The organism is Streptomyces sp. V4I23, assembly GCF_030817975.1.
GTDB lineage: Bacteria > Actinomycetota > Actinomycetes > Streptomycetales > Streptomycetaceae > Streptomyces.
Genome location: NZ_JAUSZW010000004.1, coordinates 2,133,112 through 2,154,295, shown reverse-complemented (window position 1 = coordinate 2,154,295; position 21,184 = coordinate 2,133,112). Strand labels below are relative to the sequence as shown.

At 70.6% G+C, this 21,184-nt stretch carries 12 protein-coding genes and 1 pseudogene; 10 read left to right on the top strand and 3 right to left on the bottom strand.

Going from position 1 to position 21,184, the window contains the following annotated elements; all coding sequences use genetic code 11:
* The first annotated feature begins 147 nt into the window (after nucleotides 1-147).
* From QFZ82_RS11840 to QFZ82_RS11795, 10 genes are all read left to right on the top strand, one after another.
* A complete protein-coding gene (locus QFZ82_RS11840; RefSeq protein WP_307713136.1) occupies nucleotides 148-5,604 on the top strand; it encodes a HAMP domain-containing protein in 5,457 nt (1,818 codons plus the stop codon).
* Nucleotides 5,605-5,878: 274 nt separating this feature from the next.
* Nucleotides 5,879-6,562: a two-component system response regulator gene (locus tag QFZ82_RS11835; RefSeq protein ID WP_307713135.1), complete on the top strand. Its 684-nt coding sequence runs from the start codon at nucleotides 5,879-5,881 to the stop codon at nucleotides 6,560-6,562.
* Between the two features lie 135 nt (nucleotides 6,563-6,697).
* The gene (locus tag QFZ82_RS11830) at nucleotides 6,698-9,463 is read left to right on the top strand and encodes a DNA translocase FtsK (RefSeq protein WP_307713134.1); all 2,766 of its coding nucleotides are present in this window, start codon (nucleotides 6,698-6,700) and stop codon (nucleotides 9,461-9,463) included.
* A gap of 189 nt (nucleotides 9,464-9,652) precedes the next feature.
* Nucleotides 9,653-10,474 (top strand): helix-turn-helix domain-containing protein, encoded by an 822-nt coding sequence (locus tag QFZ82_RS11825; RefSeq protein WP_307713133.1) that lies wholly within the window; start codon nucleotides 9,653-9,655, stop codon nucleotides 10,472-10,474.
* Between the two features lie 101 nt (nucleotides 10,475-10,575).
* Nucleotides 10,576-12,042, top strand: a complete 1,467-nt coding sequence (rimO, locus tag QFZ82_RS11820; protein WP_307713132.1) for a 30S ribosomal protein S12 methylthiotransferase RimO — start codon at nucleotides 10,576-10,578, stop codon at nucleotides 12,040-12,042.
* Nucleotides 12,039-12,725 (top strand): CDP-diacylglycerol--glycerol-3-phosphate 3-phosphatidyltransferase, encoded by a 687-nt coding sequence (gene pgsA, locus QFZ82_RS11815; protein WP_307713131.1) that lies wholly within the window; start codon nucleotides 12,039-12,041, stop codon nucleotides 12,723-12,725. Before rimO ends, pgsA begins: the two co-directional genes overlap by 4 nt.
* Nucleotides 12,722-13,231, top strand: a complete 510-nt coding sequence (locus QFZ82_RS11810; protein ID WP_307713130.1) for a CinA family protein — start codon at nucleotides 12,722-12,724, stop codon at nucleotides 13,229-13,231. The genes pgsA and QFZ82_RS11810 overlap by 4 nt, the downstream gene beginning before the upstream one ends.
* 109 nt (nucleotides 13,232-13,340) lie before the next feature.
* Entirely contained in the window at nucleotides 13,341-13,724 is a 384-nt protein-coding gene (locus QFZ82_RS11805) for a helix-turn-helix domain-containing protein (protein WP_307713129.1), read from the top strand.
* Nucleotides 13,725-13,870: 146 nt separating this feature from the next.
* Nucleotides 13,871-14,341, top strand: coding sequence for a Dps family protein (locus QFZ82_RS11800; RefSeq protein ID WP_177151708.1), 471 nt, complete (start codon nucleotides 13,871-13,873; stop codon nucleotides 14,339-14,341).
* Between the two features lie 194 nt (nucleotides 14,342-14,535).
* Entirely contained in the window at nucleotides 14,536-14,778 is a 243-nt protein-coding gene (locus QFZ82_RS11795; protein ID WP_307713128.1) for a hypothetical protein, read from the top strand.
* On the opposite strand, the pseudogene QFZ82_RS11790 reads toward QFZ82_RS11795, so the two are convergent.
* The 3 genes and pseudogenes from QFZ82_RS11790 to QFZ82_RS11780 all read right to left on the bottom strand — a co-directional run bounded on the left by QFZ82_RS11790 (nucleotide 14,726) and on the right by QFZ82_RS11780 (nucleotide 21,150).
* Nucleotides 14,726-15,539 (bottom strand): annotated as a pseudogene (locus QFZ82_RS11790) (SDR family NAD(P)-dependent oxidoreductase). The gene QFZ82_RS11795 and the pseudogene QFZ82_RS11790 sit on opposite strands and share 53 nt — an antisense overlap.
* Nucleotides 15,540-15,571: 32 nt before the next feature.
* Entirely contained in the window at nucleotides 15,572-16,372 is an 801-nt protein-coding gene (locus QFZ82_RS11785; RefSeq protein ID WP_307713127.1) for an Fpg/Nei family DNA glycosylase, read from the bottom strand.
* Nucleotides 16,373-16,521: 149 nt separating this feature from the next.
* Nucleotides 16,522-21,150 carry an ATP-dependent helicase gene (locus QFZ82_RS11780; protein WP_307713126.1) on the bottom strand — a complete coding sequence of 1,543 codons (4,629 nt, stop codon included), beginning with the start codon at nucleotides 21,148-21,150 and terminating at the stop codon, nucleotides 16,522-16,524.
* Between the last annotated feature and the right edge of the window lie 34 nt (nucleotides 21,151-21,184).

Sequence of the window (21,184 nt, the reverse complement as noted above, 5' to 3'; positions counted from 1 at the left end):
CCGGTTACGGCTGTTTCCGCCCTCCGGGGGTGGGGACGCTATGCGAAGCTGCCGAACTGTTATGGCCTGGTTCCGGCATGGTGAAACACTGGGCAGGCTTCTTGAGTAGGCCCGGGCAGTACGGTCAACCCCTGCGGGAGGGACACGGTGGAGTCTGGCGTGGCGGCGCGTGGCAAGGATGCGCGCGCGAAAGGCGGACGGTCCCGGAACAATGGGACAACCGAAGTCGACACAGCGGCTCTGAACCGACTGATGTCGGCTCTGGTGGCGATGCGCGACGGGAACTTCCGCCGTCGCCTGACGGTGTCCGGCGACGGCGTCATGGCCGAGATCGCGGCGGTCTTCAACGAGGTCGCGGACCGTAATCTGCATCTCACCGGGGAGATCGCGCGCGTCCGCAGAATGGTCGGTCGCGAGGGAAAACTCACAGAACGGCTGGAGACCGGGGCCTGCGAGGGCTCGTGGGCCGCCGCCATCGACGCCTCCAACGAGCTGGTGGACGACCTTGCGCGGCCCGTCTCCGAGGTCGGCCGTGTGCTGTCGGCGGTCGCCGAGGGCGATCTGGACCAGCGCATGGAGCTGCGTTCGCAGTCGACCGACGGCCAGGACGGCACGGTGCGGCCGCTGCGGGGCGAGTTCCTGAAGGTCGCTCGCACGGTGAACAGCCTGGTGGACCAGCTGTCGGCGTTCACCGACGAAGTGACGCGGGTCGCACTGGAGGTGGGTACCGAGGGCAAGCTCGGCGGCCAGGCACAGGTGCGCGGAATGTCCGGTTCGTGGAAGGATCTCACGGATTCCGTCAACACCATGGCGTACCGGCTGACCGCGCAGGTGCGGGACATCGCGCTGGTCACGACGGCCGTCGCCAAGGGCGACCTGTCGCAGAAGGTGACCGTCCATGTGGCGGGCGAGATGCTGGAGTTGAAGAACACCGTCAACACGATGGTGGACCAGCTCCAGTCCTTCTCCTCCGAGGTGACGAGGGTTGCCCGCGAGGTGGGCACGGAGGGTGAGCTGGGCGGTCAGGCGACCGTTCCGGGTGTGGCCGGCGTGTGGAAGGACCTCACCGATTCGGTGAACACGATGGCCGGCAACCTGACGTCCCAGGTGCGGGGCATCGCCGAGGTGACGACGGCGGTGGCCAACGGTGACCTGTCGCAGAAGGTCACGGTCAGTGCGCGCGGCGAGGTGGCGCAGCTCGCCGAGACGATCAACCAGATGACCGAGACGCTGCGGACGTTCGCGGACGAGGTCACGCGTGTGGCCAGCGAGGTCGGCGCGGAGGGACTGCTGGGCGGTCAGGCGCAGGTGCCGGGTGCGGCGGGTACGTGGAAGGATCTCACCGATTCGGTGAACACCGTCTTCCGGAACCTGACCACCCAGGTGAGGGACATCGCTCAGGTGACGACGGCGGTGGCCAACGGTGACCTGTCGCAGAAGGTCACGGTCGACGTCGCGGGCGAGATGCTCGAGCTGAAGAACACCGTGAACACCATGGTGGACCAGCTCCAGTCGTTCGGTTCCGAGGTGACCCGGGTGGCCCGGGAGGTCGGCGTCGAGGGCCGGCTGGGCGGGCAGGCCGAGGTGCCGGGCGCGGCGGGCACGTGGAAGGACCTCACCGATTCGGTGAACACCGCGTTCCGTAACCTCACCGGGCAGGTGAGGGACATCGCGCAGGTGACGACGGCGGTGGCCAACGGTGACCTGTCGCAGAAGGTCACGGTCGACGTCGCGGGCGAGATGCTCGAACTGAAGAACACCGTCAACACGATGGTGGCGCAGCTGTCCTCGTTCGCCGACCAGGTCACGCGGATGGCCCGGGACGTGGGCACCGAGGGCCGGCTCGGCGGTCAGGCCCGCGTGGACGGCGTCAGCGGTACGTGGAAGGAGCTGACGGACTCCGTCAACTTCATGGCCGGCAATCTGACGTCCCAGGTGCGCCAGATCGCCCAGGTGACGACGGCGGTGGCGCGCGGTGATCTGTCGCAGAAGATCGACGTGGACGCGCGCGGCGAGATCCTGGAGCTGAAGAACACCATCAACACGATGGTCGACCAGCTCTCCGCGTTCGCGGAGCAGGTGACCCGGGTGGCCCGCGAGGTGGGCACAGACGGGCGGCTGGGCGGTCAGGCGCAGGTACCCGGCGTGGCCGGAGTGTGGCGCGATCTGACGGACTCGGTGAACGGCATGGCCGAGAACCTCACCGGCCAGGTGCGCAACATCGCCCAGGTCGCGACGGCGGTGGCGCGCGGTGATCTGTCGCAGAAGATCGACGTGGATGCGCGCGGCGAGATCCTGGAGCTGAAGAACACGCTCAACACGATGGTCGACCAGCTCTCCAACTTCGCGGAGCAGGTGACCCGGGTGGCCCGCGAGGTGGGCACCGAGGGCATCCTCGGCGGCCAGGCGGAGGTGCAGGGCGTCTCCGGCACCTGGAAGGACCTCACGCAGTCCGTCAACTTCATGGCGAACAACCTGACGAGCCAGGTGCGCAACATCGCCGAGGTCACGACGGCGGTCGCCAAGGGCGACCTGTCGAAGAAGATCACCGTCGACGCCAAGGGCGAGATCCTGGAGCTCGTGACGACGGTCAACACGATGGTCGACCAGCTGTCGGACTTCGCGGACGAGGTGACGCGGGTCGCCCGCGAGGTGGGTACGGAAGGTGTGCTGGGCGGTCAGGCGCGGGTGCGCGGCGTCACCGGCATCTGGAAGGACCTCAGCGACAACGTGAACCTGATGGCCAACAACCTGACCAACCAGGTGCGCAACATCGCGCGGGTCTCCTCGGCGGTCGCCAACGGTGACCTGACCAAGAAGGTGACGGTCGAGGCGCGCGGCGAGGTGGCCGAGCTCGCGGACACGGTCAACACGATGGTGCGGACGCTGTCGTCCTTCGCCGACGAGGTGACCCGCGTGGCCCGTGAGGTGGGCACCGACGGGCGGCTGGGCGGTCAGGCGCACGTGCCGGGCGTCTCCGGCACCTGGAAGGACCTCACCGAGTCGGTGAACTCCATGGCCTCCAACCTCACCGGCCAGGTGCGGCAGATCGCCACGGTCACCACCGCCATCGCGAAGGGCGATCTCACGCGCAAGATCGACATCGATGCGCGGGGCGAGATCCTGGAGCTGAAGACGACGATCAACACGATGGTCGACCAGCTGTCGTCGTTCGCCGAGGAGGTCACGCGCGTGGCCCGTGAGGTGGGTACCGACGGGCAGTTGGGCGGTCAGGCGCGCGTGCGGGACGTCGACGGCACCTGGCGCGACCTGACCGAGTCGGTGAACGAGATGGCCGGGAACCTGACCCGGCAGGTGCGCGCCATCGCGGCCGTCGCCACGGCGGTGACCCGCGGCGATCTGAACCTGAAGATCGACGTGGACGCGGCGGGCGAGATCCAGGTCCTCCAGGACAACATCAACACGATGATCGCGAATCTGCGCGACACCACCCTCGCCAACGAGGAGCAGGACTGGCTGAAGGGCAACCTGGCCCGTATCTCCGGTCTGATGCAGGGCCGGCGCGATCTGGACGACGTGGCCTCGCTGATCATGAGCGAGCTCACCCCGGTCGTCTCGGCGCAGCACGGCGCCTTCTTCCTGGCGATGCCGACCGGCAGCGGCCAGGAGGTGCCGGACGGCGGGGAGTCGTACGAGCTGGTCATGCGCGGCAGTTACGGCTACTCGGCGGGGCTGATGCCGACGTCGTTCCGGCCGGGGGAGACTCTGATCGGTACGGCGGCGGAGGAGAAGCGGACGATCCAGGTCAATGTGCCGCCGGGTTATCTGAAGATCTCATCGGGGCTCGGTGAGGCGTCGCCGGCGTATGTGATCGTCCTTCCGGTGCTGTTCGAGGGGATGGTCCTCGGCGTCATCGAGCTGGCGTCGTTCCAGCCGTTCACGCAGATCCAGCGGGACTTCCTGAACCAGATCGCCGAGATGATCGCCACGAGCGTCAACACGATCAGCGTCAATACCAAGACCGAGGTGTTGCTGAAGCAGTCGCAGGAACTCACTGAGCAGCTGCGCGAGCGCTCCGCCGAGCTGGAGAACCGGCAGAAGGCGCTCCAGGCGTCCAACGCCGAGCTGGAGGAGAAGGCCGAGCTGCTGGCGCAGCAGAACCGCGACATCGAGGTGAAGAACACCGAGATCGAGGAGGCGCGGCAGGTGCTGGAGGAGCGGGCGGAGCAGCTCGCGGTCTCCATGCGCTACAAGTCGGAGTTCCTCGCGAACATGTCGCACGAGCTGCGGACGCCGCTCAACTCGCTGCTCATCCTCGCGAAGCTGCTCGCGGACAACGCGGACGCCAATCTCTCGCCGAAGCAGGTGGAGTTCGCGGAGACGATCCACGGCGCCGGTTCCGATCTGCTGCAGCTGATCAACGACATCCTCGACCTGTCCAAGGTCGAGGCGGGCAAGATGGACGTCAGCCCGACGCGTATCGCACTGGTGCAGCTCGTCGACTACGTCGAGGCGACGTTCCGGCCGCTGACGGCGGAGAAGGGGCTCGACTTCTCGGTCAGGGTCTCCCCGGAGCTGCCGGCGACGCTGCACACCGACGAGCAGCGGCTGCTCCAGGTACTGCGCAATCTCCTGTCGAACGCGGTGAAGTTCACCGACAGCGGCGCCGTAGAGCTGGTGATCCGGCCGGCCGGCGCCGATGTGCCGCAGTCGATCAGGGAGCAGTTGCTGGAGGCGGGCTCGCTGCGGGACTCGGACGCGGATCTGATCGCCTTCTCGGTGACGGACACGGGCATCGGGATCGCGGCCGGCAAGATGCGGGTGATCTTCGAGGCGTTCAAGCAGGCGGACGGCACGACCAGCCGGAAGTACGGCGGTACGGGTCTGGGTCTGTCGATCAGCCGGGAGATCGCGCGGCTGCTCGGCGGCGAGATCCATGCGGCGAGCGAGCCGGGCCGGGGCTCCACGTTCACGCTGTACCTGCCGCTGCAGCCGACCGAGTTGCCGCCGCACGGGTACCCGCAGCTCGAGCCCGGGACGGGCGGCGCGCAGGACGAGGAGATGGACGCGGAGGAGGTGGGCGCACAGGTGCGGACCGCTCCCTCGCGTCCGGCCGAGCCCCCCGTGGGCCCGGCGGCGCTGCTGCGCCGGCGCCGCAAGGCTCTGAACGCGATGAGCGGGCGGCAGGCGCAGTCCGGGGAGGCGCAGTCGTGGGGCGATGCGACGGCCGGTCAGGAGGGGGCCGAGGAGCGGCGGGTGTTCGCGTTCGACGGCGAGAAGGTGCTGATCGTCGATGACGACATCCGCAACGTGTTCGCTCTGACGAGCGTGCTCGAGCAGCACGGCCTGTCCGTGCTGTACGCGGAGAACGGCCGTGAGGGCATCGAAGTCCTGGAGCAGCACGATGATGTGACGGTCGTACTGATGGACATCATGATGCCGGAGATGGACGGGTACGCGACGACGACGGCGATCCGCAGGATGCCGCAGTTCGCGGGTCTGCCGATCATCGCCCTGACGGCGAAGGCGATGAAGGGGGACCGGGAGAAGGCGATCGAGTGCGGAGCGTCGGATTATGTGACGAAGCCGGTCGATCCCGACCATCTCCTCTCTGTGATGGAGCACTGGATGAACGCCAAGTGAGCGGGTCTCGCCCGAACCGCAGGTTGTTGCTGATCGATCGCGTTCGAAAGCGTGTGGGCCTGAGACTTACGGGGAACTATTCGGTCTCCCCCCACGTTTTTGGTGCGTGCACAGTGACATCACGGTGACAGGGTGTGGCGACGGGCAGGGTGCGGCTACGATGACCGGCACAAGGACGGGCGACGCAAGGGAGTCGTCCCCTGGGGCGGCGCCCGGTGCGTCCTCCGGCTCTTCGAGCCGGAGAGACCCCATGCCGGGGCGAGGAGGACGGGGCATGGTGCAGAAGGCCAAGATCCTCCTGGTCGATGACCGGCCGGAGAATCTGCTCGCGCTGGAGGCCATCCTCTCCGCGCTCGATCAGACACTGGTGCGGGCATCGTCAGGGGAGGAAGCGCTCAAGGCGCTGCTGACGGACGACTTCGCGGTCATTCTGCTGGATGTTCAGATGCCGGGAATGGACGGCTTCGAGACCGCCGCGCACATCAAGCGGCGTGAGCGGACCCGTGACATCCCGATCATCTTCCTCACCGCGATCAACCACGGCCCCCACCACACCTTCCGTGGCTACGCCGCAGGCGCCGTCGACTACATCTCCAAGCCGTTCGACCCCTGGGTGCTGCGCGCCAAGGTGTCGGTGTTCGTCGAGCTCTACATGAAGAACTGCCAACTGCGCGAGCAGGCGGCACTGCTGCGGCTCCAGCTGGAGGGCGCCGGCCAGGCCGAATCGGGCGGCAGCCGCGAGCCCGCCGGCCTCCTCGCGGAACTCTCGGCGAGGCTCGCGGCAGTTGAGGAGCAGGCCGAGGCGCTGTCCAAGCAGCTCGACGACGACTCCGCCGACGCCGCAGCGGTGGCGACCGCCGCCCATCTCGAGCGCAAGCTCACCGGTCTGCGCCGCGCGCTCGACGCGCTGGAGCCCGGCACCGGCGGGGGCACGCCGACGCTGCCGTCCCAGAGCTGATTCATCGCGGGCGGCGCCTCAGAGGCCATCAGCCCCTGAGGGAGCGTCAGTTCACCGCCGCTGCAGGCACGACACGAACGGGTGAAGCAGTGGGCACACGTGTCCGCTGCCGTCAACACCGGTAACCTCACCACCATGGCCTCACGTACGTCCGGCAAGGGTTCCCAGGGCACGGCGGGCACCGCGAAGCCGCGCGCCGGCCGTACGACCGGCGCGGCGAAGAAGGCGGCGCCCGCCAAGAAGACCGCTGCAAAGAAGTCCGCACCCGCGAAAAGGGCACCGGCGAAGAAGGCCGCGGCCCGCAAGACGACTGCGCCCAAGCCCGCACCGTCCCCCACCGGGGGCGTGTACCGGCTCGCGCGCGCCCTGTGGCTCGGCCTCGCGCACGCGGTGGGCGCGATGTTCCGCGGGATAGGGCGCGGTGCCAAGGGACTTGACCCGGCGCACCGCAAGGACGGCCTCGCGCTGCTGCTCCTGGGCCTCGCGCTCATCGTCGCGGCGGGTACCTGGTCGAATCTGCGCGGACCGGTCGGCGATCTCGTCGAGATGCTGGTGACGGGCGCTTTCGGACGCCTCGATCTGCTCGTCCCCCTGCTGCTCGGCGCGATCGGCGTACGTCTGATCCTCTATCCCGAGAAGCCCGACGCCAACGGCCGGATCGTGATCGGTCTGTCCGCGCTCGTCGTCGGCGTGCTCGGCCAGGTCCACATCGCCTGTGGATCGCCCGGCCGCGGGGACGGCACCGAGGCCATGCAGGACGCCGGCGGCCTGATCGGCTGGGCCGCGTCCAAGCCGCTGATCTTCATGATGGGTGAGGTGCTGGCGGTCCCGCTGCTGGTGCTGCTCACCGTCTTCGGCCTGCTCGTCGTGACCGCGACTCCCGTCAACGCCATCCCCCAGCGCCTGCGCCTGCTCGGCTCCAAGCTCGGCCTGGTGGACGCCGCGCCCGAGCCAGATGAGGGCACCCGCGACGACCAGCGCTACGACGAGCAGTGGCGCGAGTCCCTGCCCGGCCGTCAGCGCCGCTCCGCCGCGCGCCGCCCGGACGAGGCCGACGCATACGACCCCGATCACGCCGAGCAGGAGGCGCTCCAACGGCGCAGACGACCGCGCCGGCCGTCGGTGCAGCCCGCCATGGGGCGCGAGATGGACGCCGTGGACGTCGCCGCGGCAGCGGCGGCAGCTCTCGACGGAGCCGTGCTGAACGGCATGCCGCCCTCCCCGCTCGTCGCCGACCTCACGCGCGACGTCACCGCCGAGCGCCGGCGGGCGGCCTCGCAGGTACCCACCGCGCGCGAGCCCGAGGAGGTGGGGCCGGAGCCGCAGAAGCCCGCGGCCAAGGGCTCCGTACCCGATCTGACGAAGCCGGCGCCCGAGGAGTCCCAGCCCCTGCCGGCCCGCGCCGAGCAGCTGCAGTTGTCGGGCGACATCACGTACGCGCTGCCCTCGCTGGATCTGCTGGAGCGCGGCGGCCCGGGCAAGACGCGCAGTGCCGCCAACGACGCGATCGTCGCCTCGCTGACCAACGTCTTCATGGAGTTCAAGGTCGACGCGGCCGTCACCGGCTTCACCCGTGGCCCGACGGTCACCCGCTACGAGGTGGAGCTCGGCCCGGCCGTGAAGGTCGAGCGCATCACGGCCCTGACCAAGAACATCGCGTACGCGGTGGCGAGCCCCGACGTGCGGATCATCTCGCCGATCCCCGGCAAGTCCGCGGTCGGCATCGAGATCCCCAACACCGACCGCGAGATGGTCAACCTCGGCGACGTGCTGCGCCTCGCGGACGCTGCCGAGGACGACCACCCGATGCTCGTGGCGCTCGGCAAGGACGTCGAGGGCGGCTACGTGATGGCCAACCTCGCCAAGATGCCGCACGTCCTGGTCGCCGGCGCCACCGGCTCCGGCAAGTCGTCGTGCATCAACTGCCTGATCACCTCGGTGATGATAAGAGCGACCCCGGAGGACGTCCGGATGGTGCTCGTCGATCCCAAGCGGGTCGAGCTCACCGCGTACGAGGGCATCCCTCACCTGATCACGCCGATCATCACCAACCCCAAGCGGGCCGCCGAGGCCCTGCAGTGGGTGGTGCGCGAGATGGATCTGCGCTACGACGACCTCGCGGCCTACGGGTACCGGCACATCGACGACTTCAACCAGGCCGTGCGCAACGGCAAGGTCAAGCCGCCCGAGGGCAGCGAGCGAGAGCTCCAGCCGTACCCGTACCTGCTGGTCATCGTCGACGAGCTCGCGGACCTGATGATGGTCGCCCCGAGGGACGTCGAGGACGCCATCGTGCGCATCACCCAGCTGGCGCGCGCGGCCGGCATCCATCTGGTACTGGCGACCCAGCGGCCCTCGGTCGACGTCGTCACCGGCCTCATCAAGGCGAACGTGCCCTCACGGCTCGCGTTCGCGACCTCCTCGCTCGCGGACAGCCGGGTCATCCTCGACCAGCCGGGAGCGGAGAAGCTCATCGGCAAGGGCGACGGGCTGTTCCTGCCGATGGGGGCCAACAAGCCGACGCGTATGCAGGGCGCCTTCGTCACAGAGGAAGAGGTCGCGGCCGTTGTACAGCACTGCAAGGACCAGATGGCCCCCGTCTTCCGCGACGACGTCGTGGTCGGCACGAAGCAGAAGAAGGAGATCGACGAGGACATCGGCGACGACCTCGACCTGCTGTGCCAGGCCGCTGAGCTGGTCGTCTCCACGCAGTTCGGCTCCACGTCGATGCTCCAGCGCAAGCTGCGCGTGGGCTTCGCGAAGGCCGGCCGGCTGATGGACCTCATGGAGTCGCGCAACATCGTCGGCCCCAGTGAGGGGTCCAAGGCGCGTGACGTTCTCGTGAAACCGGACGAATTGGATGGAGTGCTCGCCGTGATCCGGGGAGAGACTCACTCGTAAGGGTTTCGGGAGCAACCGTCTCCCTTGGTCGTACGTCAAGTTGGAGGGAGGGACAGAACGGTGTTCCGCCCCTGGGAACTGCGGCCATTCCGATGGCGTACAAAGTCCCGCCGCCCGGTTGCCCCACCCTTTCGTACCACCCATAGACTGAACCTCCAGCAGGTGGCTACACGCTCGAAAGGCGCCCCCGTGTCCATCGGCAACTCCCCCGAAGACAACCGGCCTTCCGTCGAAGACGCCCGGCCGTCGATCGGTCACATCCTGCAGCAGGCGCGTGTCGGCGCCGGCCTGACCGTCGACGAGGTCAGCTCCTCCACCCGGGTGCGCATCCCCATCGTGCACGCGATCGAGGAGGACGACTTCTCCCGCTGCGGCGGCGACGTGTACGCGCGCGGCCATATCCGCACGCTCGCGCGCGCCGTCGGGCTCGATCCGGAACCGCTGGTCGAGCAGTACGACGCCGAGCACGGCGGGCGCCCTTCGCCGACGTCCGCCGCACCGCTGTTCGAAGCCGAACGCATCCGTCCCGAGCGACGACGGCCCAACTGGACCGCGGCCATGGTCGCCGCCATCGTCGTCGTGGTCGGCTTCGCCGGCTTCACGCTCTTCAGCGACGGCAACGGCCAGGGCACCCAGGTCGCGGAGGGTCCGGCGCCCGAGGCCAAGCCCACCCCGACGAAGGCGGGCGGGACCAAGCCGGCCGACCCCAAGCCGGACCCCTCGGACAGCGCCATCGCGGCGGTGCCCAAGGACAAGGTCACGGTGAAGCTCTCCGCCACCCACGCCAAGAGCTGGATCTCCGCCAAGTCGCACAACGGCAAGCTGCTCTTCGACGGCACCCTGCTCAAGGGCGAGTCCAAGACCTTCCAGGACGACGAGCGCGTCGATCTGATCCTCGGCAACGCGGGCGCGATCGAGCTGTTCGTCAACGGCAAGAAGGTCGAGGGCGACTTCGAGATGGGCGGCGTCGAGCGGCTGTCCTACACCAAGGGCGACCCCGCGGCCGGCTGACCGGCCCGGGAGCGCCCGGCCCACGGGCGGACGACGGGGGCCGACGGTACGGAGAACCCTCGGGGCAGGGGCGCGGGCCGGGACAAAGTAGTCTTGAGTCCATGCCCGAACGCCGTACCGTCGCCCTCGTCACTCTTGGCTGCGCCCGTAACGAGGTGGACTCGGAGGAGCTCGCAGGCCGCTTGGCAGCGGACGGCTGGGAGCTCGTCGAGGAAGCCTCCGACGCAGATGTCGCCGTCGTCAACACCTGCGGATTCGTCGAGGCCGCCAAGAAGGACTCCGTCGACGCCCTGCTGGAGGCCAACGATCTCAAGGATCATGGCCGCACCCAGGCCGTCGTCGCGGTCGGCTGTATGGCCGAGCGGTACGGCAAGGAGCTCGCCGAGGCACTGCCCGAGGCCGACGGCGTCCTCGGCTTCGACGACTACGCCGACATCTCCAGCCGCCTCCAGACCATCCTGAGCGGCGGCAGCGTGGAGGCCCACACTCCGCGCGACCGGCGCAAACTGCTGCCGCTGAGCCCCGTGGAGCGCCAGCAGGCCACCGAGGTGGCCCTGCCCGGCCACGGTGACGCCGCCCCGGCGCCCGAGGACCTCCCCGACGGCGTCGCGCCGGTGTCCGGCCCGCGTGCGCCGCTGCGCCGCCGCCTCGGCACCAGCCCCGTCGCCTCCGTGAAGCTGGCCTCCGGCTGCGACCGCCGGTGCACCTTCTGCGCCATCCCGTCCTTCCGCGGCTCCTTCATCTCGCGCCGCCCGAGCGATGTGCTCGGCGAGACGCGCTGGCTGGCCGAGCAGGGCGTCAAGGAGATCATGCTGGTCTCCGAGAACAACACCTCGTACGGCAAGGACCTCGGCGACATCCGTCTCCTCGAGACGCTCCTGCCCGAGCTGGCCGACGTCGACGGCATCGAGCGCGTCCGCGTGAGCTACCTGCAGCCCGCGGAGATGCGCCCCGGCCTGATCGACGTGCTCACCTCGACGCCCAAGGTCGCCCCGTACTTCGACCTGTCCTTCCAGCACTCCGCCCCCGGCGTGCTGCGCGCCATGCGCCGGTTCGGCGACACGGAGCGCTTCTGGGAGCTTTTGGAGACCATCCGGTCCAAGGCGCCCCAGGCAGGTGTGCGGTCCAACTTCATCGTCGGCTTCCCCGGCGAGAGCGAGGCCGACTTCGCCGAGCTGGAACGCTTCCTGGGTGCTGCCCGCCTCGACGCCATCGGCGTCTTCGGCTACAGCGACGAGGAGGGCACCGAGGCCGTCTCCTACGACAACAAGCTCGACGCGGACGTCATCGCCGAGCGCCTCGGGCACCTGTCGAGACTCGCGGAGGAGCTCACGGCGCAGCGCGCCGAGGAGCGCATGGGTGAGACCCTCGAAGTACTCGTCGAAAGCGTGGACGACGAGGACGGCGCCGTGGGGCGCGCCGCGCACCAGGCGCCGGAGACGGACGGCCAGGTGATGTTCACCTCCCCCGAGGGCCTAGTGCCCGGCCGGATGGTCGAGGCGAAGGTCGTGGGTACGGAGGGCGTCGATCTGGTCGCGCAGTGTCTCGGCGAGGAGGCGGGCAGATGACCGGCGTGCCGGCATCCGCTGCGGGCGGCACCGGGAGGCCGGCGCCCGGCGGCAAGCTGGGCGCTGCGGCCGTCAACCAGGCCAGCCTGTGGAACATCGCCAACATCCTGACCATGGTGCGCCTGGTGCTGGTGCCGGGCTTCGTGGTGCTGATGCTCCAGGACGGCGGCTACGACCCCGCCTGGCGTGCGTGGGCCTGGGCGGCGTTCGCCGTCGCCATGATCACGGACATCTTCGACGGCCATCTGGCACGGACGTACAACCTGGTCACCGACTTCGGGAAGATCGCCGACCCCATCGCCGACAAGGCGATCATGGCGGCCGGGCTGATCTGTCTGTCGGCTCTCGGTGACCTGCCGTGGTGGGTGACCGGCGTCATCCTCTTCCGCGAGCTCGGAATCACGCTCATGCGGTTCTGGGTGATCCGGCACGGGGTCATTCCGGCCAGTCGCGGCGGCAAGATGAAGACGCTCGCGCAGGGCACCGCGGTCGGCATGTACGTCCTGGCGCTGACCGGTCCGCTGGCGACCCTGCGCTTCTGGGTGATGGCGCTCGCGGTCGTTCTGACGGTGCTCACCGGTCTCGACTACGTGCGACAGGCGATCGTCCTGAGGCGCAAGGGGCTCGCGGAGGAGCGCGCGGCCCGGGCGGCGCGGACCGGGGCCGAGGGCGCGGACCGGTGAACACGGCGGCTCGCGTGCTGGCGCTGCTTGCGGAGCGTGGTGAGACGCTGGCCGTCGCCGAGTCCCTCACGGGCGGTCTGGTGGCCGCGCAGCTGACGGAGGTGCCAGGAGCCTCCCAGTCCTTCCGAGGATCCGTGACGGCCTATGCGACCCCCCTGAAGAGGGATCTGCTGGGCGTGGACGGGACCCTTCTGGCCGAGCGCGGCGCGGTCGACGCGGAGGTGGCGGCGCAGATGGCGGCCGGTGTACGGGGTCGTCTGGACGCCGTCTGGGGCATCGCGACCACCGGTGTCGCCGGCCCCGAACCGCAGGACGGACAGCCGGTCGGCACGGTCTATGTTGCCGTTTCGGGACCTTCCGGAGCCGGGAAAGTGGCCGCATTGCGGTTGAACGGCGACCGGGAGGAAATCCGTAGAGAGAGTGTACGCAGAGTGCTCGACCTGCTCTCTGACGAACTTCACGGGAATGCGCGGACACAGGATACGGAACAGAACGGGGGGACTTGATGTTTGCAGCCCTGAGTGAACACGACATCGCTCCCCGCACGGCCGCGGCGCGAGGCGGTACGGTGGGGCGAGAAGGATGCGGCTACGCGGTCCGAGGAGGGAGCCACCGATGATTCTGCTCCGTCGCCTGCTTGGTGACGTGCTGCGTCGGCAGCGCCAACGCCAGGGCCGTACTCTGCGCGAAGTCTCCTCGTCCGCCCGAGTCTCGCTCGGCTATCTTTCCGAGGTGGAGCGGGGGCAGAAGGAGGCATCCTCCGAGCTGCTCTCCGCCATCTGCGACGCGCTTGACGTACGGATGTCCGAGCTGATGCGTGAGGTGAGCGACGAGCTGTCTCTGGCCGAACTGGCCGAGTCGGCAGCCGCCACCGAGCCGGTGCCCGCACCGGTACGCCCGATGCTCAATTCCGTCCCCGTGACGTCGGTGGCAGGAGTGCCGACGGAGCGGGTGACGATCAAGGCGCCCACGGAAGCGGTCGACGTCGTCGCCGCCTGATCCGTAAGGCACTGCACGACTGGGTTTGAGGCAGGCCCCGAGTGGTACGCGAGTACCGGTCGGGGCCTTCTTCTTGCCCCCGAATGACCCTTTTGTGTAGTTGTGCGATCGTGGAGCGTAGTCGCGTACCCCAAGGGAGGACACGCATGTCTGTCGTGAAGAGCCCTCTGTCCGAGGCCGATCTCAAGACGGTCGGCGACGCGCTGAAAGGTGCGCTGGTCGATCTGGTCGATCTGGCCCTGGTGGCCAAGCAGGTCCACTGGAACGTGGTCGGTCCGCGCTTCAGGTCGGTCCACCTGCAGCTCGACGAGGTCGTCGACACGGCGCGTCAGCACTCCGACACGGTGGCCGAGCGCTCGTCGGCGATCGGTGTGACGCCGGACGGGCGGGCCTCGACGGTGGCCGCGCAGAGCGCGATCGGATCCGTGCCGGACGGCTGGATCAAGGACGTGGACGCGGTGCGGACCCTGGTCGACGCGCTGGGCGCGGTCATCGGCCGGATGCGGGAACGCATCGACGCGACGGAGAAGCCGGACCCCGTGAGCCAGGACATCCTGATCGGTCTGACGGCCGACCTGGAGAAGCATGCCTGGATGTTCCAGGCGGAGTCCGTGTAACGGGCGGCGGGGCTCGGAGAGTTCGCGATGCCGAGCCTGCGGTGCTCGCGGATGAGGGCATTGGGTGAGGGGTTCCGGCGGCTGCCGGTGCCGGTCGGCCGGGCGGACGCGGCCGTTCGAGCGCCGGGCGCCGCCACCCGTGCGCCCTCCCGGCGATCGTGCCCGCCCCGCTAGCGTGGCCCGGAGGAGGCGGCATGGCGATACGCACAGCGGTTCTCGTGCCCGTCGCGCTGCTCGGGCTCGTGGCGGGCGCGGTGTGGTGGTGGGCCGTCCTTCGGCTGGCTCTGGTGCCGGAGCACGCGGGGGTCATCGAGGGGGCGGTGGCGGCGGGTGGTTGGGGGTTGAGCCTGCTGCCCGTCCATGTCTCGGCGGCCCGCGGCGGCGTCACCAGGGCATCGCGACGCCGCCGTTCGGACGGAATATCTGACCCGTCGTGAACGACGAGGCGTCCGACCGCCACGTGGAGCACCATGTGCGCGATGTCCTCCGGTTCGCCGACGCGGCGCAGCGGCGACATCCGGATGAGCGCCGCCTCGACCTGCTCCTGGATCCTTGCCTCGTGACGGTTCGTCATGGGGGTGCGGACCCACCCGGGGGCCACCGCGTTGACGCGGACGGCGTGCGGCCCGAGCTCGGTCGCGAGGGTCCTGGTGAGCTGGACGACTGCCGCCTTGGCCACGCTGTAACAGAGGAGCCCTGCCTGGGCCGCGTCGACGGCTCCGGACGCCATGGTGATGATCGAGCCGCGGCTGCGGCTTTCGCCGGTGTCGCGTGGCCGCGGACCATTGGCCGGCCGACCGGTCGAGGCGATCATGGCGCGGGCCGCCTCCTGGCAGGTGTACAGCACGCCCTTGAAGTTGACCGCCAGGATACGGTCGAGGTCCTCGTCCCGGGTGTCGAGCACTGTGCTGGTGTGCATGATCCCCGCGATCGCGGCCACGATGTCGAGTCCTCCCGTGCTGTCGACCGCGGACCTGACCTGCGACCGGTCGGTGACGTCGACGGTGTGGGTGACGGCGGTGCCGCCGGTGCCGCGGATCAGGGACGCGGTCTCGGCGAGGCCCTTCTCGTCGATGTCGGCGCAGTGCACGACGGCCCCCGCCTCGGCGAGCAGGATGGCCGAGGCGCGGCCGATGCCGCCCGCGGCTCCGGTGACGAACGCGGTCCGGCCGCTGAGGTCGTACGCCGAGAGGCCCATGAGCGGACCGTACGGCCATATCTGACGGACCGTCAATCAGGTGGACCCGCCTGACAGCGCGGACACCAGTAGGTGGGGCGCTCGCGGCTGCCGTCTCCCTGGTCGGCCTTGCGCACCGGGGCGCCGCAGCGCGGACACGGCCGGCCCTCACGGCCGTAGACGTACAGCCGTTGCCCAGGGCCGTGGCGGCCGGTGGTGACCCGTTCGGGACGGGACTTGTTGGCATCGAGGAGTCGCTGGGCGGTGGCCACGAGACGGGCGAGCGTGTCGGCGGGCAGCTCGCCGACAGGGAGCCAGGGCGTCACGCGGGCCAGGAAAGCCAGCTCGGACTTGTAGACATTGCCGATGCCGGCGAGATTGCGCTGGTCGAGAAGGGCTTCGCCGAGGGGGCGGGCCGGGTCGGCGAGGAGGTTGGCCACCGCTGTGTCCGGGTCCCAGTCGGGGCCGAGGAGATCGGGGCCGAGATGGCCCACGGCCTGCTCCTCGTCGGTGGTGCGGAGCAGCTCAAGGACGGGCAGGCGGTAACCGACCGCCGTGTACGCCTCGTTGCCGAGGACGGCACGGATCTGGTGTGCGGGGCCGCCGCGCCAGCGCTCACCGGTCCCGTAGACCTGCCAGGAACCGTCCATCCGCAGATGCGAGTGCAGCGTGAGGCCGCCCTCGATGCGGGTGAGGAGGTGTTTGCCGCGCGGGGTGACGTCCAGGACGGTCCGGCCGGTGAGGTCCGCCGTGGCGAACCGGGGCACCCGCAGATCGGATCTTGTCAGCACGCGGTCGGCCAGCGCGCTGTGCAGGCGGTGGGCGGCCAGCCAGACGGTGTCTCCTTCGGGCATGGCATCCATGATGCGCGACGGCGGGGAGTGGGCCGTCGCCGCCGGGCCTGCCTGGAGGTACGCCGGTGCGTGGGGCACGGGCGCCGGTCGGGTGGGGAGGCGGGTGCGTGGGCCACGGGCGCCGGTGCCGACGTACGCCGGTGCGTGGGTCACGGGCGCAGGCGCAGCCCCCTCGGTGTGGCGTGGAACCCGGCGGTCTCCAGGACGCGGCCCAGGGATGAGGTGAGGGCCGGAGAGCCGTTGGCCCGCTCCACGGTCACCGTGCCCAGCGCGCCCTCGCGGGCCGCGGAGGCCAGGGCGGCGGCCGCAGCGTGCAGAGCCGGAGCCTCCGGGTCCGTCACCCAGGAGAGCAGCGTCTTCCCGCCGCGCTCCATGTACAGCGTCAGCTCGCCGTCCACCAGGACGACGAGGGAGCCGGCCTTGCGGCCCGGCTTGTGCCCGGCGCCCTCGGGCGGCTCGGGCCAGGGCAGCGCCGCCCCGTACGCGTTCGCCGGGTCGGCGGCGGCCAGGACGACCGCGTGGGGTGCCGCCTGACCCTCTTCCCGGTCCCGGGCGCTGGAGGCGGCGCGCAGCCGGTCGACCGCGCCGTCCATCGCGAACTGGGCGGCTCCGAGGCCCTCGACGACGTAGCCCCGGCGGGCCTGCCCGCTGTCCTCGAAGGCCGACAGGATGCGGTACGTCGCGGAGAAGCCGCCCTCCACGCCCTCGGCGGCCACCGCGCCGCGGGTCACCACTCCATGGCGGTCGAGCAGGGTGCGGGCGAGAGCGTGCGCCCGGTGGGTCGGCTCGGGCTCGGCGGCCGGCAGCAGGGACCAGCGGCCGCTCACGGTCGGCGGACCGGAGCGAGAGGTGGGGCGGGCTGTCGCCGTCAGGGTGCCGTAGCGGCCGCGGGGGACCGTGCGCTTGGCGCGGTGGGCCGTCGAACCGGCCGTGCGGCCCGAGCCCAGCAGGGCGCGCAGGGGCGCGAGGGTGTCGTTGGTGAGCCGGCCGGACCAGGTCAGGTCCCAGACAGCGTCGGCGAGTTGTGGATCGGTGGCGTCGGGGTGGGTGGTGGCGCGGACCTGGTCGGCGATCTGGCGGAAGAACAGTCCGTACCCTCCGGACAGGGCGCCGAGCACCGACTCGTGCAGGGCCGTCAACTCCAGGGGGTGCGGCGGCGGAAGCAGGAGCGGGGCGGCGTCCGCGAGGTAGAGGGAGACCCAGCCGTCCTTGCCGGGCAGGGCGCCGGCGCCCGCCCACACCACCTCGCCCGTGGTGGTCAGTTCGTCGAGGAGCGTGGTGCTGTAGTGGGAGACGCGGGACGGGAGGACGAGCTTCTCCAGCGCGGAGGCGGGGACGGCGGCGCCCTGCAGCTGCTCGACGGCGCGGGCCAGCCCGTCGATGCCGCGCAGCCGGTTGCTGCCCATGTGCTGCCACTGGGGGAGGAACGCGGCGAGCGCGGCGGGCGGGACCGGCTCCAGCTCGTGCCGGAGCGCGGCCAGGGAGCGGCGGCGCAGACGGCGCAGCACGGCCGCGTCGCACCATTCCTGTCCGATGCCCGCGGGATGGAACTCGCCCTGGACGACGCGCCCCGACGCGGCGAGACGGGCCAGGCCACCCTCCGTGACGGACGGCCCCATTCCGAAGCGGGCCGCCGCCTGGGCCGATGTGAACGGTCCGTGCGTCCGCGCGAAACGGGCGAGGAGGTCGCCGAGGGGGTCCTTGACCGGCTCCGTGAAAGCCTCGGGGACACCCACGGGCAGCGCGGTGCCCAGGGCGTCGCGCAGCCGGCCCGCGTCCTCGACCGCGGCCCAGTGGTCGGCGCCCGCGATACGGACGCGGATGGCGCGGCGTGCGGCCGCCAACTCCTGCGGCCAGGCCGGGTCGCCACCGCGCTCGACCAGCTCCGCATCGGTGAGGGGCCCGAGAACGCGCAGGAGATCGGCGACGCCCTCGGCGTCCTTGACCCGCCGGTCGTCCGTCAGCCACTGCAGCTCCCGCTCCAGCTCCGTCAGGACGTCCGCGTCGAGCAGCTCCCGGAGCTCGGCCTGCCCCAGCAGCTCGGCCAGGAGCCGGGAGTCCAGTGAAAGGGCGGCCGCGCGCCTCTCGGCGAGCGGCGAGTCGCCCTCGTAGAGGAACTGGGCCACGTAGCCGAAGAGCAGGGAGCGGGCGAACGGCGAGGGCTCGGGGGTGGTGACCTCGACCAGGCGGACCCGGCGCGACTCGATGTCGCCCATGAGCTCGGTGAGCCCGGGGACGTCGAACACGTCCTGGAGGCATTCGCGGACCGCTTCGAGGACGATCGGGAACGAGCCGAACTCGCTCGCGACCTGGAGCAGTTGAGCCGCACGCTGGCGCTGCTGCCACAGCGGCGTGCGCTTGCCGGGATTGCGCCGCGGCAGAAGCAGCGCGCGGGCCGCGCACTCCCGGAACCGCGAGGCGAACAGGGCCGAGCCGCCGACCTGGTCGGTCACGATCTGACTGATCTCGCCCTTGTCGAAGACCGTGTCCGCGGCTCCCACCGGTGCCTGCTCGCTGTCGTACGCCGTGTCCACGTGGACCGGGTCCTGATCGAGCAGGTCGAGTCCCATCAGGTCGGCATCGGGCAGCCGCAGCACGATGCCGTCGTCCGCGTGCATGACCTGTGCGTCCATGCCGTACCGCTCGGCGAGGCGGGCCCCCAGCGCCAGCGCCCAGGGCGCGTGGACCTGCGCGCCGAACGGCGAGTGGATCACCACGCGCCAGTCGCCCAGCTCGTCCCGAAAACGCTCCACGAGGATCGTGCGGTCGTCGGGGACATGGCCGCAGGCCCGGCGCTGCTCGTCGAGATACGCCAGCACATTGTCCGCCGCCCAGGCGTCCAGACCCGCCGCCACCAGGCGCAGTCGGGCGTCGTCGGGCGCCAGCCCGCCGACCTCGCGCAGGAACGCGCCGACCGCGCGGCCCAGCTCCAGCGGCCGGCCGAGCTGGTCGCCTTTCCAGAAGGGGAGGCGGCCGGGGACGCCGGGGGCGGGCGAGACCAGCACCCGGTCCCGGGTGATGTCCTCGATCCGCCACGACGTGGTGCCCAGGGTGAAGACGTCACCCACTCGGGACTCGTACACCATCTCCTCGTCGAGCTCTCCCACTCTGCCGCCGCCCTTCTTGGGGTCGGCACCGGCGAGGAAGACCCCGAAGAGGCCACGGTCGGGGATGGTGCCGCCGGAGGTGACGGCGAGCCGCTGCGCGCCCGGCCGGCCGGTCACCGTGCCCGCCACGCGGTCCCACACCACGCGCGGACGCAACTCGGCGAACGCGTCCGACGGATAGCGCCCGGCGAGCATGTCGAGGACCGCGGTGAACGCCGACTCGGGCAGCGAGGCGAACGGCGCGGCACGGCGGACCAGTGCCAGCAGGTCGTCGAACTGCCACGTGTCCATGGCGACCATGGCCACGAGCTGCTGGGCCAGCACGTCCAGCGGATTGGCCGGGACGCGCAGCGATTCGATGGAGCCCGTCCGCATCCGCTCCGTGACCACGGCCGCCTGCACCAGGTCGCCGCGGTACTTGGGGAAGACGACACCCGTGGAGACGGCGCCCACCTGGTGTCCCGCGCGGCCGACGCGCTGGAGGCCGGAGGCGACCGAGGGCGGTGACTCGACCTGGACGACCAGGTCGACCGCGCCCATGTCGATGCCCAGCTCCAGACTGGAGGTGGCGACGACGGCGGGCAGCCGCCCCGCCTTGAGGTCCTCCTCGACCAGGGCCCGCTGCTCCTTGGAGACCGAGCCGTGGTGGGCGCGGGCCAGGAGCGGCGGGGCGCCCTGGGCTGCCCCGGACTGCGCCATGATCTCTGCCGGAGGAGGCCCGTCCTCCGGCAGAGGAGCACCCGTCGCACGCTCGTAGGCGATCTCGTTGAGCCGGTTGCACAGACGCTCCGCGAGGCGGCGGGAGTTGGCGAAGACGATCGTCGAGCGGTGGGCCTGGACGAGGTCGGCGATCCGCTCCTCGACGTGCGGCCAGATCGAGGGCCTCTCCCCGGGCCCCTCGGACGCGTCGGCCGCGGGCGAGCCCCCGAGCTCGCCGAGGTCCTCGACGGGGACGACGACCGAGAGGTCGAACTCCTTGCCGGAGGGCGGCTGGACGATCTCGACCCTGCGCTGCGGCGACAGGTAACGGGCGACCTCGTCGACCGGGCGCACCGTCGCGGACAGGCCGATCCTGCGCGCGGGGCGCGGCAGCAGAGCGTCGAGACGCTCCAGGGACACGGAGAGGTGCGCGCCGCGCTTGGTGCCCGCCACGGCGTGGACCTCGTCCAGGATGACCGTCTCGACACCCGACAAGGCCTCCCGCGCGGAGGACGTGAGCATCAGGAACAGCGACTCCGGCGTGGTGATGAGGATGTCCGGCGGCCGTGAGACCAGCGACCGGCGCTCGGCGGCCGGGGTGTCACCGGAACGGATGCCGACCCGCACCTCGGGCTCCGGCAGGCCCAGCCGCACCGCCTCGTGCCGGATTCCCGTGAGCGGACTGCGCAGATTGCGCTCGACGTCGACCGCGAGCGCCTTGAGCGGAGACACGTACAGCACGCGGCAGCGCTTCTTCGTCTCCGCGGGCGGCGGTGTGGACGTGAGCCGGTCGAGGGCGGCGAGGAAGGCGGCCAGCGTCTTGCCCGAGCCGGTCGGCGCCACGACCAGGACGTCCGAGCCCTCCCCGATGGCCCGCCAGGCCCCTTCCTGCGCGGCGGTGGGCGCGCTGAACGCCCCCGTGAACCAGCCTCGGGTCGCGGGGGAGAAGGAGTCGAGCGCAGTCCTGGCCATGCCCCCCATCGTGCACCCGACCACTGACAACCGT

Coding starts and splice junctions, on each gene's coding strand:
- QFZ82_RS11800 (WP_177151708.1), top strand. CDS start 13,871: ATGTCTGTCGTGAAGAGCCCTCTGTCCGAGGCCGATCTCAAGACGGTC.
- pgsA (WP_307713131.1), top strand. CDS start 12,039: ATGACCGGCGTGCCGGCATCCGCTGCGGGCGGCACCGGGAGGCCGGCG.
- QFZ82_RS11795 (WP_307713128.1), top strand. CDS start 14,536: ATGGCGATACGCACAGCGGTTCTCGTGCCCGTCGCGCTGCTCGGGCTC.
- QFZ82_RS11785 (WP_307713127.1), bottom strand. CDS start 16,372: ATGCCCGAAGGAGACACCGTCTGGCTGGCCGCCCACCGCCTGCACAGC.
- QFZ82_RS11830 (WP_307713134.1), top strand. CDS start 6,698: ATGGCCTCACGTACGTCCGGCAAGGGTTCCCAGGGCACGGCGGGCACC.
- rimO (WP_307713132.1), top strand. CDS start 10,576: ATGCCCGAACGCCGTACCGTCGCCCTCGTCACTCTTGGCTGCGCCCGT.
- QFZ82_RS11805 (WP_307713129.1), top strand. CDS start 13,341: ATGATTCTGCTCCGTCGCCTGCTTGGTGACGTGCTGCGTCGGCAGCGC.
- QFZ82_RS11780 (WP_307713126.1), bottom strand. CDS start 21,150: ATGGCCAGGACTGCGCTCGACTCCTTCTCCCCCGCGACCCGAGGCTGG.
- QFZ82_RS11835 (WP_307713135.1), top strand. CDS start 5,879: ATGGTGCAGAAGGCCAAGATCCTCCTGGTCGATGACCGGCCGGAGAAT.